Source organism: Streptomyces sp. NPDC001194, assembly GCF_042896985.1.
Taxonomy (GTDB): domain Bacteria; phylum Actinomycetota; class Actinomycetes; order Streptomycetales; family Streptomycetaceae; genus Streptomyces.
Window position 1 is genome coordinate 185,222 of record NZ_JBIAXU010000015.1, and the last position, 14,332, is coordinate 199,553.

The following is a 14,332-nucleotide window of genomic DNA, read 5'->3' on the forward strand; positions in this document are numbered from 1 at the left end:
TCAAGCCCCTTAGGGGAACGGGGAATTCTCACCATGCGGACATTCCCCGAAGTGGTTAAACGTCCGAATTGTCCACACTCCCGCCACACATTCTTGGCCTCGGCATAACAAGACAGTCACATCCTCCTTTCCCCGCTCCCCGCACTCGCCACCTCGGCCTAGAGTCACGGCCAGTCACCGCGCCACAGGGCGCAACCCGGCACGGCCGTGGACATCCCAGTGCGGCCCGGCGACCCAACGGCACCTCATCTGAGGGGGCCGCGCCAGGGAAAGGAAGAATCGTGCGACACCGTTCTTTGCTCGTCCTCACCACCGTGATCACCACGGGAGCACTGACCCTCACCGCCTGCGGCTCGCGCGATGAGGCCAAGACCGGCGGGGACAAGGCCGACGGCGCCAAGACCGTCGTCGTCATCGGCGTGGACGCCCCGCTCACCGGCTCGCTCTCCGCGCTCGGCCAGGGCATCAAGAACTCGGTAGACCTCGCGGCCAAGACGGCCAACAAGAACAACGAGGTCCCCGGTATCGAGTTCAAGGTCGAAGCCCTCGACGACCAGGCGGTCCCCGCCTCCGGCCAGGCCAACGCCACCAAGCTCGTCGGCAACAAGGACGTCGTCGGCGTCGTCGGCCCGCTGAACTCCGGCGTCGCGCAGCAGATGCAGGGCGTCTTCGCCTCCGCCAACCTGGCGCAGGTCTCCCCCGCCAACACCAACCCCGCGCTCAGCCAGGGCGACAACTGGGGCAAGGGCGAGTTCAAGCGCCCCTTCAAGACCTACTTCCGCACCGCCGCCACCGACGTGGTCCAGGGCAAGTTCGCCGCCCAGTACCTCTTCAAGGACGCCGGCAAGAAGAAGGTCTTCGTCGTCGACGACAAGCAGACCTACGGCGCCGGTCTCGCCGCGATCTTCTCCGACGAGTTCAAGAAGCTCGGCGGCGAGGTCGTCGGCACCGACCACGTCACCGTGAAGGAGACCGACTTCTCCTCCACCGCCGACAAGGTCAAGTCCTCCGGCGCCGACTCCGTCTACTTCGGCGGCCAGTACCCCGAGGGCGGCCTCCTCGCCGACCAGGTCAAGAAGGCCGGAGCCAACATCCCGCTCATGGGCGGCGACGGCATCCAGGACCCCGCCTTCATCACCGCCTCCGGCGAGGCCAACGAGGGCGACCTCTCCACCTCGATCGGCTACCCGGTCGAGAAGCTGCCCACCGCCAAGACCTTCATCGCCGACTACCAGGCCGGCGGCTACAAGGACCCGTACGCGGCGTACGGCGGCTACTCCTACGACGCCGGCTGGTCCGTCGTCCAGGCCGTCAAGGCCGTCGTCGCCGCCAACGGCGGCAAGCTCCCCACCGACGCCCGCGCCAAGGTCGTCGAGGCTCTCGGCAAGGTGTCCTTCGAGGGTGTGACCGGCAAGGTCGCCTTCGACGAGTACGGCGACACCACCAACAAGCAGCTCACGGTCTACAAGGTCGAGGGCGGCAAGTGGATCGACGTCAAGAGCGACACGTTCAACCAGTAATCCCGTAGGACCCCCGCATTACCAGCCGCACCTGAACCAAACCCACCGCGCGAGGGCGCAACAGCGCCCTCGCGCGGAGTCTTATCCGACACGCTCATCGGAGGCCCTGCGGTGCACGAACTGCCGCAACAGCTGGCCAACGGCCTTGCCCTCGGTGCCCTTTATGGCCTCATAGCCATCGGGTACACCATGGTCTACGGCATCGTCCAGCTCATCAACTTCGCCCACGGCGAGATCTTCATGATCGGCGGCTTCGGCGCGCTCACCGCCTACGCCGCACTCCCGACCGGCACCTCCCTGCTGATCGCGATCCCCGTCATGATCGTCGGAGGCGCACTCGCCTCCGTCGCCGTAGCCACCGCAGCCGAACGCTTCGCGTACCGTCCCCTGCGCAGCGCTCCCCGGCTCGCTCCCCTCATCACCGCAATCGGCCTCTCGATCGCGCTCCAGCAGCTCGTCTGGCAGTTCTACCCGGATGCCAAGAAGGCCGTCAGCTTCCCCGAGTTCAAGGGTGAAGCCTTCAAGATCACCGACAGCCTGGCCATCCAGCGCGCGGACCTCTTCGTCCTCATCCTCGCCCCGCTCTGCATGCTCGCCCTCGGCATCTTCGTCCAGAAGAGCCGCAGCGGCCGCGCCATGCAGGCCACCGCGCAGGACCCGGACACCGCGAAGCTGATGGGCATCAACACCGACCGCATCATCGTCATGGCCTTCGCCATCGGTGCCGCGTTCGCCGCCGTCGCCGCCGTCGCCTACGGCCTCGACAAGGGTCAGATCAACTTCGAGATGGGCTTCATCCTCGGCCTCAAGGCGTTCACCGCGGCCGTCCTCGGCGGCATCGGCAACATCTACGGAGCCATGGTCGGCGGCGTCGTCCTCGGCCTCGCAGAGGCCCTGTCGATCGCCTACATCGAGGACATCCCCGGCATGTCGCAGCTCGGCGGTGGAGCCTGGTCCAACGTCTGGGCGTTCGTACTCCTCATCGTCGTCCTCCTCGTGCGGCCACAAGGCCTGCTCGGTGAGCGCGTCGCGGATCGGGCGTGAGAACCATGACCAACGAAGCCACTCTCCCCCTCGAGGGCGAAGCCACCGGTGCCGGCACCGGCACCCTCTCCCGCACCGCGCTGCTCTACACGGTCATCGGCGGAAGCCTGCTGACGATCGTCAGCACCTTCCTCGCCTGGACCTGGACCGCCGAGTTCCCCGGTGACCTCACCTACTACGGCAGCCCGGCCCCCATCCAGTTCCTGAGCCTCGTCGGCGCCCTCCTCACCGCCGTCCACGCGCTCTCCGCGCTCGGCGTCAAGGGCCTGCGCTGGCTCACCCCCACCGGCGCCCGCAAGCCCGTGTGGATCCTCTCGCTCGGCACGCTCGCCGGCACCTGGTTCACCGTCATCGCCATCGCAGTGGTCCTCGGCGGTTTCGTCCACCTGGAGCCCGGCGCCTACGTCGCCCTCATCGGCTCGCTCGTCCCGGCCCTCGCCGCGTACAAGCTCGCCGACGACAGCCACAAGGCGGCCGCCGCCAAGAAGCTGCCCTCCTGGGGCGAGCTCCTCATCATCATCGGTGCCTTCGCCGTCGGCCTCTACGTGGTCACCTTCGGCATCGACACCGACGACAAGGAGCCGCAGCTCTTCGTCACGTACCTGATCATCGTCGGCTTCGCGGCCTTCGCCCTGCTCAAGTCCGGCCTCTTCGACCGGCTCGGCCTCCTCACGGCGAAGAACCGCCAGGTCACCCTCATCGGTACGGCGGCCGCCGCGATCACCTTCCCGTTCATCCAGCAGAGCGGCGACACGTACACGCTCATCGCGGTGAACATCCTGATCTTCGCGACCGTCGCCCTCGGCCTCAACGTCGTCGTCGGCCTCGCGGGCCTCCTCGACCTCGGTTACGTCGCCTTCCTCGGCGTCGGCGCCTACGCTGCGGCCCTGGTCTCCGGGAGCACCGCCTCCGCCTTCGGCTTCCAGCTCCCCTTCTGGGCGGCCGTCATCGTCGGCGCCCTCGCCTCGCTGATCTTCGGCGTGGTCATCGGAGCCCCGACCCTGCGCCTGCGCGGCGACTACCTCGCCATCGTCACCCTCGGCTTCGGAGAAATCTTCCGCATCGCCATGGGCAACCTCGACGGCACCTCCGGCCCGGACATCACCAACGGCCCCAACGGCATCCCGAACATCCCCCACCTCGAACTCTTCGGGTGGAACTTCGGGGAGTCGCACAACGTCGGCGGCATCGTCCTCGGCGCCTACGCCAACTACTACTTCCTGATGCTGCTCGTGATGGCGCTCGTCATCCTGGTCTTCGCCCGTGCCGGCAACAGCCGCATCGGACGCGCCTGGGTCGCCATCCGCGAGGACGAGACGGCCGCCGAAGCCATGGGCATCAACGGCTTCAAGGTCAAGCTCATCGCCTTCGCCCTCGGCGCCACCCTCGCCGGCCTCGCCGGCACGGTGCAGGCACACGTCAACAGCACGGTCGTCCCCGAGAACTACGTCTTCGCCGGGCCCGTCCCGCCGAACTCCGCGTTCCTCCTCGCCGCCGTCATCCTCGGCGGCATGGGCACCATCCGCGGCCCCATCCTCGGCGCCGCACTGCTGTTCCTGATCCCGGCGAAGCTGGCCTTCCTCCAGGACTACCAGCTCCTCGCATTCGGAATCGCCCTCATCCTGCTCATGCGCTTCCGCCCCGAAGGTCTCATCGCCAACAAGCGCGCGCAGCTCGAGTACCACGACGACGAGACGACTGACCAGGCCCCCGCGGACCTGGCCACCGCCAAGGCGGGTGCGTGAACACCATGACCACCACCACAGACACCACCACGGTGACCACGGTCCTCGAAGCCAGCGGCGTCACCATGCGCTTCGGCGGCCTCACCGCCGTCAAGGGCGTGGACCTCAAGGTCAACGCGGGCGAGATCGTCGGTCTCATCGGCCCCAACGGCGCCGGCAAGACCACCTTCTTCAACTGCCTGACCGGGCTGTACGTCCCCACCGAGGGCACCGTCAGCTACAAGGGCACGGTCCTGCCGCCCAAGCCGCACCTGGTCACCAGCGCCGGCATCGCCCGCACCTTCCAGAACATCCGGCTCTTCCACAACATGACGGTGCTGGAGAACGTCCTCGTCGGACGCCACACCCGCACCAAGGAAGGCCTCTGGTCCGCCCTCCTGCGCGGCCCCGGCTTCAAGAAGGCCGAAGCCGCCAGCGAGGCACGGGCGATGGAGCTCCTGGAGTTCATCGGCCTGGAGAAGAAGGCCCAGCACCTCGCCAAGAACCTCCCCTACGGCGAGCAGCGCAAGCTCGAGATCGCCCGCGCCCTCGCCAGCGACCCCGGCCTCATCCTCCTGGACGAGCCGACCGCCGGCATGAACCCGCAGGAGACCCGCGCGGCCGAAGAGCTCATCTTCGCCATCCGGGACATGGGCATCGCCGTACTCGTCATCGAGCACGACATGCGCTTCATCTTCAACCTCTGCGACCGCGTGGCCTGTCTCGTCCAGGGCGAGAAGCTCATCGAGGGCACCGCGGCCGAGGTCCAGGGCGACGAGCGCGTCATCGCCGCCTACCTCGGAGAGCCCTTCGAGGGCGACCCGGGCGCGGCCGAGGCGGCCGCGATCGCCGAGGTCGCCGAGGTCGCCGAGGTCGAAGCCGCCGAGGAGCACGCGGCGGCCGAGGCGGAGACCGAAGCCGACGCGGAGGCACCGGCGGAAGCCGAGGCCGACGCGGAGGCACCGGCCGAGGCGGAGGCACCGGCGGAAGCCGAGGCCGACGCGGAGCCGGCCGCCGAGCCGGCCGCGGACGCCGAGCCGGCCGCGGCCCCGGACAGCACCACCAGCACGGACGGAGAGGCCAAGTGACCGCACTGCTCGAGGTCAAGGACCTCAAGGTCGCCTACGGCAAGATCGAAGCCGTCAAGGGCATCTCGTTCGAGGTCAACGAGGGCGAGATCGTCTGCCTCGTCGGCACCAACGGCGCCGGCAAGACCACCACCCTGCGCACCCTCTCCGGCCTCCTCAAGCCGGTCGGCGGCACCGTCGTCTTCGACGGCAAGCCGCTCGCGCAGGTCCCCGCCCACAAGATCGTCTCCCTGGGCCTGGCCCACTCCCCCGAGGGACGCCACATCTTCCCCCGGCTGACGATCGCCGAGAACCTCCAGCTCGGCGCGTTCCTGCGCACCGACAAGGAGGGCATCGAGAAGGACGTCCAGCGCGCCTACGAGATGTTCCCCATCCTGGGCGAACGCCGGAAGCAGGCCGCGGGCACCCTCTCGGGCGGTGAGCAGCAGATGCTCGCCATGGGCCGGGCACTCATGTCCCGCCCCAAGCTGCTCATGCTGGACGAGCCCTCCATGGGTCTCTCCCCCCTCATGATGCAGAAGATCATGGCGACCATCGCCGAGCTCAAGTCCACGGGCACCACCATCCTGCTCGTCGAGCAGAACGCCCAGGCCGCCCTCTCGCTGGCCGACCAGGCCCACGTGATGGAGATCGGCAAGATCGTGCTCAGCGGCTCCGGTCAGGAGCTCCTGCACAACGAGGACGTCCGCAAGGCCTACCTCGGCGAGGACTGATCCCCTCACACACGAGAGGCCCGCCACCGGGAACGGTGGCGGGCCTCTCGCGTACGCACGGACTACTTCGCGGCGTTCTTCTTCTCCTCGGCGTCCTCGATGACCGCCTCGGCCACCTGCTGCATGGACATGCGACGGTCCATGGACGTCTTCTGGATCCACCGGAACGCGGCCGGCTCGGTCAGCCCGTACTGGGTCTGCAGGATGCTCTTGGCCCGGTCCACGAGCTTGCGGGTCTCCAGCCGGAGCGAGAGGTCCGCGACCTCTTTCTCCAGCGCCTTCAGCTCCGCGAACCGCGACACGGCCATCTCGATGGCCGGCACGACGTCACTCTTGCTGAACGGCTTCACCAGGTACGCCATGGCCCCGGCGTCCCGCGCCCGCTCGACGAGGTCGCGCTGCGAGAACGCCGTCAGCATGAGCACCGGGGCGATGGACTCCTCCGCGATCTTCTCGGCCGCGGAGATGCCGTCCAGGACGGGCATCTTCACATCGAGGATGACCAGGTCGGGCCGGTGCTCGCGCGCCAGCTCGACGGCCGTCTGCCCGTCCCCGGCCTCGCCGACGACGGAGTACCCCTCTTCCTCGAGCATCTCTTTCAGGTCGAGACGGATGAGCGCCTCGTCCTCGGCGATGACGACGCGCGTCGTCAGCGGCGGAACGTGCGACTGGTCGGCGTCGGGCGTGGGCGTCGACTCGTGCTCGGCGGTCACGATGGCTCCTCGGTGCGGGGCGGTGATGCTTGGATGAGCCTACCTAGCTGCAGTGCGCGGCGGTCACCCGGTACACTCCGACCAGCAACATTGCCGGGTTGGCGCAACTGGCTGACGCGGAGGTCTCAAACACCTCTGTCCGAAAGGACGTGTGGGTTCGAATCCCATACCCGGCACGTGTCCGAAAAGCGGACGTTCACCTTCGCGTGAACGTCCGCTTTTTGTCGCGCCCGGTCACGACCGGTCACGCACAGTTGATCCATGGAGTTCCACAGCCTCGAAATACGGCAAACGGCCCTCTCACTCCTGCGCGGCGGAGCCAAGAACGCCGACGTGGCCCGGCAGCTGAACGTGCCCCTCGGCACCGTCGGCTATTGGAAGCACAAGGATCGCGCCACACGCGGCGAGTGCCCGGGGCGGCGCGCCCGGGATTGCGCGCGGTGTGACGGTGTGCCGTTGGACCGCTCCGCGTACGCGTACCTGCTCGGCCTCTATCTGGGCGACGGCCATGTCAGCCGCTACTCCGGACACAGGACCTGGAGCCTCATGATCACCCTCGACGACCGATGGCCCGGCATCCAGGACGAGGCCGAAGCGGCGCTCAAGGCGGTGTTCCCCCGCCATGCGACGTGCAGGGTCCGCGCGAAAGGGGCCCACAACATCAAGGTCTACTCGACCCACCTGCCCTGCATGTTCCCGCAGCACGGCCCCGGCAGGAAACACGAGCGCGTCATAGCCCTTGAGCCCTGGCAGCAAGAGATCGTGGATCAGCACTCCTGGCAGTTCATCCGGGGTCTGATCCACTCGGACGGATGCCGACTGACCAACTGGACCGTGCGCAACGGGAAACGGTACGAGTACCCCCGCTACTGGTTCACCAACGTCTCCGACGACATCCGGAGGCTGTTCACGGACACCCTCGATCGACTCGGAGTCGTCTGGACGAACTGCACGCGCCATGGGCGGCCGTACAACGTCTCCGTCGCCCGCAAGGGCTCCGTCGCGCTCATGGACGCGCACATCGGGCCCAAGTACTAGGCGGCGCACGCCGTGGCCGCGTCGGGCGGGACGGGGCCCGACGCGGGGTGAGGCGGGGCGTCAGTGGACCGGGTCGCCGATGTGGTGGACGCGGACCAGGTTGGTGGAGCCGGTGACCCCGGGGGGCGAGCCGGCGGTGATGACGACGACGTCACCGCGTACGCAGCGGCCGATGCGCAGGAGTTCTTCCTCGACCTGGGCGACCATCGCGTCGGTGGAGTCGACGTGGGGGCCCAGGAACGTTTCGACGCCCCAGGTCAGGTTCAGCTGGGAGCGGGTCGCCGGGTCGGGGGTGAAGGCGAGGAGGGGGATGGGTGAGCGGTAGCGGGAGAGGCGGCGGACGGTGTCGCCGCTCTGGGTGAAGGCGATCAGGAATTTGGCGCCGAGGAAGTCGCCCATTTCGGCGGCCGCGCGGGCGACGGCTCCGCCCTGGGTGCGGGGCTTGCTGCGTTCGGTGAGCGGCGGGAGGCCCTTGGCGAGGATGTCCTCCTCGGCCGCCTCCACGATCCGGGACATCGTCTTCACGGTTTCGACGGGGTACTTGCCCACGCTGGTCTCGCCGCTGAGCATGACGGCGTCCGTGCCGTCGATGATGGCGTTGGCCACGTCGGAGGCTTCGGCGCGGGTGGGCCGGGAGTTGTCGATCATCGAGTCGAGCATCTGGGTCGCGACGATGACCGGCTTGGCGTTGCGCTTGGCCAGCTTGACGGCGCGCTTCTGGACGATCGGGACCTGTTCCAGGGGCATTTCGACGCCGAGGTCGCCGCGGGCGACCATGATGCCGTCGAAGGCGGCGACGATGTCGTCGATGTTCTCGACGGCCTGCGGCTTCTCGATCTTCGCGATGACGGGGAGGCGGCGGCCTTCCTCGTCCATGACGCGGTGGACGTCTTCGATGTCGCGGCCGCTGCGGACGAAGGAGAGGGCGATGACGTCGGCGCCGGTGCGCAGGGCCCAGCGGAGGTCTTCGATGTCCTTCTCGGAGAGGGCGGGGACGGAGACGGCGACGCCGGGGAGGTTGAGTCCCTTGTGGTCGGAGACCATGCCGCCCTCGATGACGAGGGTGTGGACGCGGGGGCCGTCGACGCCGGTGACTTCGAGGGTCACGCGGCCGTCGTCGACGAGGATGCGTTCGCCGGTGGTGACGTCGGCGGCGAGGCCCTTGTAGGTGGTGCCGCAGGTGTGGCGGTCGCCTTCGAGGTCTTCGACGGTGATGGTGAACTCGTCGCCGCGTTCAAGGAGTACGGGGCCTTCGGTGAATCGGCCGAGGCGGATCTTCGGGCCTTGAAGGTCCGCGAGGACGCCGACGCTGCGGCCGGTTTCGTCGGAGGCTTTGCGGACGCGCTGGTAGCGCTCCTCGTGTTCGGCGTAGGTGCCGTGGCTGAGGTTGAGGCGGGCGATGTCCATTCCGGCTTCGACCAGGGCTTTGATCTGGTCGTATGAGTCGGTGGCGGGGCCCAGGGTACATACGATTTTTGCTCGGCGCATGGGGCGAGCGTATGCCCCTACCAGGCAGTAGGAAATTGGTTCCGGGTGACCACTCAACAACCTTTGGGCAAAAGGTTGTTGACAATTGTTGAATGTGCATGGGGGTGCTCTGATGAGCACCCCCGGAGGTCCTGCCGGTACGCGTTTTCGATCAGTCGGCGGAGGTCAGCGGGCGCTCGTGGCGGACGCCCGGCCGGCCGTCGACGGTCATGGTCTCGACCTGGGTGAATCCGTTGCGCCGGAGCACGGCCATGGAGCCCGGGTTGTCCAGTGTGGTGACGGCGACGAGCCGCGAGAGCCCGTACGCGCGGTGCGCGACGCGGCAGATCTCGGCGACGGCGGCGGTCGCCAGGCCGCGGCCGGCGGCGTTCTCGCCGATGCGGTAGCCGAGTTCGGCGCTGCCGTCCTCGATGTCCACGAGGTTGACGCGGCCGGCCAGGTCGCCCTGCCGGGTGACGAGGACGTGGAACCGGGACAGGCCGGTCTCCTGCTCGGCGAGCAGGGCGCGGTGGCGGTCGGCGAACTCGAGGAAGTACGCGTCACCGCGGTCGGGGACGGTGCGGGCGAAGTAGGCCCGGTTGCGCCGTTCGAAGTCGAGGAGGGCGGGGGCGTGGTCGGCGCGCAGGCTCTCCAGGGTCCACGCGCCGGCCGGGGCGGGCGCGTTCACAGCTGGGGAGGGGTCATGGTGAAGCGGGCGTTCACCTGGGCGTTGACGGTCTGGCGCTGGGGTTCGAGGTCGAGCGGCGGGGCGGTGTCCTCGGAGGCGCTGAAGGCCATGGTGCGCATGCCGCCGCCGGGGGCCGCCTGCGGGTAGCCCGGGACGGCGTTCTCGGCTCCGAGGTCGGCGAGTTCGACGAGGGCGGCGAGGTCGGCGCCGAGGGCGGCGGCGTATTCGCGGGCGCGCTGGACGGCTTCGAGCACGGCTTGGCGGCGGGCTTCCCCGTGGGCGGGCGAGGTGGGGCGCAGGGCCCACCAGGGGCCGTCGATGCTGGTGAGTTCGAGGTCTGCGAGGCGGGTGGTGAGTTCGCCGAGTGCGGTGAAGTCGCTGAGTTCGGCGGTGACGTGGACGCTGCCGTGGTAGGCGCGGATGCGTTCGGCGCGGCCGTGGCGGGTGAGTTCCGGGTTGATGGAGAAGGCGCCGGTTTCGAGTTTCTCCACGGCGTCGCCGTAGCTCTTGACGAGCTCGAGGACGGTGTTGTTGCGGCGCGTGAGGTCCTCGAGTGCGGTGCGGCGGTCGGTGCCGCGGGCGGTGACGGTGACGCCGATGCGGGCGATTTCGGGATCGACTTCGAGGCGGGCTTCGCCGCGGACGGCGACGCGGGGGACTTCGGGGGTTCCGTAGGGCTGGTGTGCGGAGTCCTGGGTCATGGTTTCACTGTCGCATTGTCGTCCGGTGCGTGTCGTTCGAGTTCTGCCAGCGCGTCGCGGAGGGCGGCCCGGTGGTGGAGGTCCCGGCGAGCCATTGCGTGTACGTGTCGCGGCCCGCTGCCGTGGCCGGCCTGATCGGGCGGGCGGGCGGGCGGCGCGTAGCCTCCGGCGCCGGGCCCGCGCCGATCGGCGCGGGCCCGGCGGGAACGGGAACGGCAGCGGCAGCGGCAGCGGCAGCGGCAGCGGCAGCGCGGGCGGCTGCGGCCGCATCCGTCAGTTCGGGAGGTTCCATTTCTGGTTGGGGCCGCCGCCGCAGGTCCAGATCTGGAGGCGGGTCGCGTTGGCGGGGTTGTTGCCGGTGACGTCGAGGCACTTGTCTGCCTGCGGGTTGACGATGTCGCGGGCCGCGGGCAGGGCCCAGCGCTGTGCGGGGCTGCCGTTGCAGTCGTAGAGCTGTACGGGCGTGCCGTCGGCGGTGGCGCCGCCGGTCACGTCGAGGCATTTGCCGAGGGCGCGCAGGGTGCCGTCGGCGGCGATCGTCCACTGCTGGGCGGGGGTGCCGTTGCAGTCGTACAGCTGGACGGGGGTGCCGTTGGCGGGGTTGGCCCCGGCGACGTCGACGCATTTGCCGGCCAGGCCGGTGATCGGGCCGGTGCGGCCGGTGCCGGTGTCGGAGGTGGTGACCCGTACGTGGTCGACGACGAGCTGCTGGGGGAAGCTCGTGCCGGCGTCGGGGTCGCCGGGCCAGTAGCCGCCGACGGCGAGGTTGAGGATCAGGAAGAACGGCTTGTTGAAGGCCCAGGTGCGGCCGCCGAGGTCGGCGGGGGTGCGGCGCTGGTAGACGGCGCCGTCGACGGACCAGCTGATGGAGTCGGGGGCCCAGTCGACGGCGAAGGTGTGGAAGGCGTCCGCGAAGGCCTGGCCGCCGGGGAGGGTGTAGGCGGCGCCGATGCCGCCGGAGCCGGAGTATCCGGGTCCGTGGATCGTTCCGTGGATGGTGGAGGGTTCGAACCCGACGTTCTCCATGACGTCGATCTCGCCGGAGTTCGGCCAGCCGACCTGGCCGATGTCGTTGCCGAGCATCCAGAAGGCGGGCCACATCCCCTGGCCCCGCGGGACCTTGAGTCTGGCTTCGACGTGTCCGTACGCCTGCGTGAAGCGGCCTGCGGTGTTGAGCCGTGCCGAGGTGTACTCGCACCGCCCGTACCAGCAGGCGTAGTTGCCGGGGTTCTCGCGGCGGGCGGTGATCACGAGGTGGCCCTGGCCGTCGAGGGCGGCGTTCCGGTTGCCCGCCGTGTAGTACTGCCGTTCGTGGTTGCTGACGTTGTCGCCGGTCTCGGTCTGCCATTTCCCGGGGTCGACGGCCGCTCCGGCCGGCCCGTCGAACTCGTCGGAGAAGGTGGCCGCGGCGGCCGCGGCGGCCGCGGTCGTGGGGGGTTCCGCGGCGGCGCCGGGCGGGGCGGCGAGGCCGCTCCAGCAGAGCAGGGCGAGGGCGCCGAGTGCGGTGCGGTGGCGCCAGGTGGTGCGCATGACCATGACATCACATCACTTCAAGTGGGGGGATTCACCTCAACTGCCTTAGTTCAATGCTTGATTGAAGGCTCATGGCCGGGCCGCGTCAAGACATCCGCACCGGCGGGGGTGTTGTTCCCCGTTACCCATCGGTCAGAATCTACGCGCGTTGTTCACGCTGACAAGGGGAGATGGCATGGCGTTCGACCGTAGGACGTTTCTGGGTACTTCGGCGGCCACGGGTGCGGCCGTCGCGCTGACGGGGGCCGCGGGCTCTCCGGCCGCCGCGGCCGAGGCGACCGCGCGGCAGCACACGTACTCCTTCACGGTGATGGGTACGACCGACCTGCACGGAAACGTTTTCAACTGGGACTACTTCACCGACAAGGAGTTCGACGACAAGGCGCACAACGACGTCGGCCTCGCGAAGATCTCGACGCTCGTGAACCAGGTGCGCGCCCAGAAGGGGCGCCGCAACACCCTGCTGATCGACGCCGGCGACACGATCCAGGGCACGCAGCTGTCGTACTACTACGCGAAGGTGGACCCGATCACCGCGCGCCGCGGGCCGGTCCACCCGATGGCGCAGGCGATGAACGCGATCGGCTACGACGCGGCCGCGCTCGGGAACCACGAGTTCAACTACGGCATCCCGGTGCTCCGCAAGTTCGAGGAGCAGTGCGACTTCCCGCTGCTCGGGGCGAACGCGCTGGACGCGAAGACGCTGCGCCCGGCCTTCGCGCCGTACAGCATGCACAAGCTGCGCACGCCCTGCGGGCGGGACGTGAAGGTGGCGGTGCTGGGGCTGACGAACCCGGGCATCGCCATCTGGGACAAGGCCAACGTGCAGGGGAAGATGACCTTCCCGGGGCTGGAGGAGCAGGCCGCGAAGTACGTGCCCAAGCTCCGCTCGATGGGCGCCGACGTGGTGATCGTGTCCGCGCACTCCGGTTCGAGCGGCACCTCCTCGTACGGTGACCAGCTGCCGTACATCGAGAACGCGGCGGGTCTGGTGGCGGAACAGGTGCCGGGGATCGACGCGATCCTGGTGGGGCACGCGCACACGGAGATCCCGGAGTACCGGGTGAAGAACAAGGCGACCGGCAAGGACGTGGTGCTGTCCGAGCCGCTGAAGTGGGGGCAGCGCCTGACGCTGTTCGACTTCGAGCTGACCTGGTCGAAGGGCTGCTGGTCGGTGGCGAAGGTGTCGGCGCGGGTGCTGAACTCCAACACGGCCGCCGAGGACCCGAAGATCACCCGGCTGCTCTCGGACGAGCACCGCAAGGTCGTGGCGTACGTGAACCAGGTGATCGGTACGTCGACGCAGGCGATGTCCTCGGCGGAGGGGCCGGTCAAGGACGTCGCGATCATCGACCTGATCAGCCATGTGCAGGCGGAGACGGTGAAGGGGGCGCTGGCCGGTACGGAGTGGGCGGCGCTGCCGGTGCTGTCGCAGGCGTCGTGCTTCTCCCGGACGGCCGCGATACCGGCCGGGCAGGTGACGATCAAGGACGCGGCGGGCCTGTACCCGTTCGAGAACACCCTGGAGGCACGGCTGCTGACGGGCGCGCAGCTGAAGGACTACCTGGAGTTCTCGGCGCGGTACTACGTGCAGACGGCCGCGGGTTCCCCGGTGGACCCGGCGAAGCTGACGAACGCCGAGAGCATCCCGGACTACAACTACGACGCCGTGTACGGGGTGACGTACGACATCGACGTCGCGCAGCCGGCCGGTTCGCGGATCTCGGGGCTGTCGTTCCAGGGCAAGCCGGTGGATCCGGCGGCGCGGTTCGTGCTGGCGGTGAACAACTACCGGGCGTCGGGCGGCGGGAACTTCCCGCACGTGCCGCAGGCCAAGCAGCTGTGGGCGAATTCGGAGGAGATCCGCAACACGATCATCCAGTGGGTGAAGGCGAAGGGCACGATCGACCCGGCGCAGTTCGCGTCCGTGGACTGGCGGCTGACCCGCGCCGGAGTCCCGGTGTTCTAGCGCGGGAGGGGCGGGGGGGGGCCGGGGGGGGGCGGGGCGGCCCCCCCCCCCGCGGGGGGGGGGGGCGGCCCGGGCGCCGCCCCCCCCCCCCCCCCGCGGCCCCCCCCGCCCCCCCCCCCCCCCCCGCGCCGCGG

Annotated in this window: 12 protein-coding genes and 1 tRNA gene; 8 read left to right on the forward strand and 5 right to left on the reverse strand. The window is 69.2% G+C overall.

What is annotated here, in order from left to right; genetic code table 11:
* Nucleotides 1-281: 281 nt before the first annotated feature.
* From ACFY1T_RS26370 to ACFY1T_RS26390, 5 genes are all read left to right on the forward strand, one after another.
* On the forward strand, nt 282-1,520 hold the full coding sequence (locus tag ACFY1T_RS26370; protein ID WP_030858855.1) for a branched-chain amino acid ABC transporter substrate-binding protein: 1,239 nt from the start codon (nt 282-284) through the stop codon (nt 1,518-1,520).
* Between the two features lie 111 nt (nt 1,521-1,631).
* Nucleotides 1,632-2,564, forward strand: coding sequence for a branched-chain amino acid ABC transporter permease (locus ACFY1T_RS26375; protein ID WP_030155821.1), 933 nt, complete (start codon nt 1,632-1,634; stop codon nt 2,562-2,564).
* Nucleotides 2,565-2,569: 5 nt separating this feature from the next.
* On the forward strand, nt 2,570-4,309 hold the full coding sequence (locus tag ACFY1T_RS26380) for a branched-chain amino acid ABC transporter permease (RefSeq protein WP_390790356.1): 1,740 nt from the start codon (nt 2,570-2,572) through the stop codon (nt 4,307-4,309).
* A 5-nt stretch (nt 4,310-4,314) separates the two neighbouring features.
* Nucleotides 4,315-5,376: an ABC transporter ATP-binding protein gene (locus ACFY1T_RS26385; protein ID WP_390790357.1), complete on the forward strand. Its 1,062-nt coding sequence runs from the start codon at nt 4,315-4,317 to the stop codon at nt 5,374-5,376.
* Nucleotides 5,373-6,089, forward strand: a complete 717-nt coding sequence (locus ACFY1T_RS26390) for an ABC transporter ATP-binding protein (protein ID WP_030858849.1) — start codon at nt 5,373-5,375, stop codon at nt 6,087-6,089. The genes ACFY1T_RS26385 and ACFY1T_RS26390 overlap by 4 nt, the downstream gene beginning before the upstream one ends.
* Before the next feature lie 62 nt (nt 6,090-6,151).
* On the opposite strand, the gene ACFY1T_RS26395 is transcribed toward ACFY1T_RS26390, so the two are convergent.
* Nucleotides 6,152-6,802, reverse strand: coding sequence for an ANTAR domain-containing response regulator (locus tag ACFY1T_RS26395; RefSeq protein WP_030155829.1), 651 nt, complete (start codon nt 6,800-6,802; stop codon nt 6,152-6,154).
* A 92-nt stretch (nt 6,803-6,894) separates the two neighbouring features.
* Here ACFY1T_RS26395 and ACFY1T_RS26400 point away from each other — a divergent pair.
* Both ACFY1T_RS26400 and ACFY1T_RS26405 read left to right on the forward strand, forming a co-directional pair.
* Nucleotides 6,895-6,978: transfer RNA gene (locus ACFY1T_RS26400), tRNA-Leu, on the forward strand.
* Between the two features lie 85 nt (nt 6,979-7,063).
* Entirely contained in the window at nt 7,064-7,840 is a 777-nt protein-coding gene (locus ACFY1T_RS26405; RefSeq protein ID WP_390790358.1) for a helix-turn-helix domain-containing protein, read from the forward strand.
* A gap of 60 nt (nt 7,841-7,900) precedes the next feature.
* On the opposite strand, the gene pyk is transcribed toward ACFY1T_RS26405, so the two are convergent.
* From pyk to ACFY1T_RS26425, 4 genes are all read right to left on the reverse strand, one after another.
* Entirely contained in the window at nt 7,901-9,328 is a 1,428-nt protein-coding gene (pyk, locus tag ACFY1T_RS26410; protein ID WP_030858845.1) for a pyruvate kinase, read from the reverse strand.
* A gap of 151 nt (nt 9,329-9,479) precedes the next feature.
* Nucleotides 9,480-9,995, reverse strand: coding sequence for a GNAT family N-acetyltransferase (locus tag ACFY1T_RS26415; protein WP_390790359.1), 516 nt, complete (start codon nt 9,993-9,995; stop codon nt 9,480-9,482).
* A complete protein-coding gene (locus tag ACFY1T_RS26420) occupies nt 9,992-10,696 on the reverse strand; it encodes an SIMPL domain-containing protein (protein ID WP_390790360.1) in 705 nt (234 codons plus the stop codon). The genes ACFY1T_RS26415 and ACFY1T_RS26420 overlap by 4 nt, the downstream gene beginning before the upstream one ends.
* Before the next feature lie 273 nt (nt 10,697-10,969).
* Nucleotides 10,970-12,226 carry a ricin-type beta-trefoil lectin domain protein gene (locus ACFY1T_RS26425; RefSeq protein ID WP_390790368.1) on the reverse strand — a complete coding sequence of 419 codons (1,257 nt, stop codon included), beginning with the start codon at nt 12,224-12,226 and terminating at the stop codon, nt 10,970-10,972.
* 178 nt (nt 12,227-12,404) lie between these two features.
* Between ACFY1T_RS26425 and ACFY1T_RS26430 the strand changes: the two genes are divergently transcribed.
* On the forward strand, nt 12,405-14,198 hold the full coding sequence (locus ACFY1T_RS26430; RefSeq protein WP_390790361.1) for a 5'-nucleotidase C-terminal domain-containing protein: 1,794 nt from the start codon (nt 12,405-12,407) through the stop codon (nt 14,196-14,198).
* Nucleotides 14,199-14,332: the final 134 nt, after the last annotated feature.

Excerpts from the sequence above, each read along its gene's own strand:
- ACFY1T_RS26430 (WP_390790361.1), top strand. The coding sequence starts at position 12,405 with ATGGCGTTCGACCGTAGGACGTTTCTGGGTACTTCGGCGGCCACGGGT.
- ACFY1T_RS26380 (WP_390790356.1), top strand. The coding sequence starts at position 2,570 with ATGACCAACGAAGCCACTCTCCCCCTCGAGGGCGAAGCCACCGGTGCC.
- ACFY1T_RS26405 (WP_390790358.1), top strand. The coding sequence starts at position 7,064 with ATGGAGTTCCACAGCCTCGAAATACGGCAAACGGCCCTCTCACTCCTG.
- pyk (WP_030858845.1), bottom strand. The coding sequence starts at position 9,328 with ATGCGCCGAGCAAAAATCGTATGTACCCTGGGCCCCGCCACCGACTCA.
- ACFY1T_RS26420 (WP_390790360.1), bottom strand. The coding sequence starts at position 10,696 with ATGACCCAGGACTCCGCACACCAGCCCTACGGAACCCCCGAAGTCCCC.
- ACFY1T_RS26425 (WP_390790368.1), bottom strand. The coding sequence starts at position 12,226 with ATGCGCACCACCTGGCGCCACCGCACCGCACTCGGCGCCCTCGCCCTG.
- ACFY1T_RS26385 (WP_390790357.1), top strand. The coding sequence starts at position 4,315 with ATGACCACCACCACAGACACCACCACGGTGACCACGGTCCTCGAAGCC.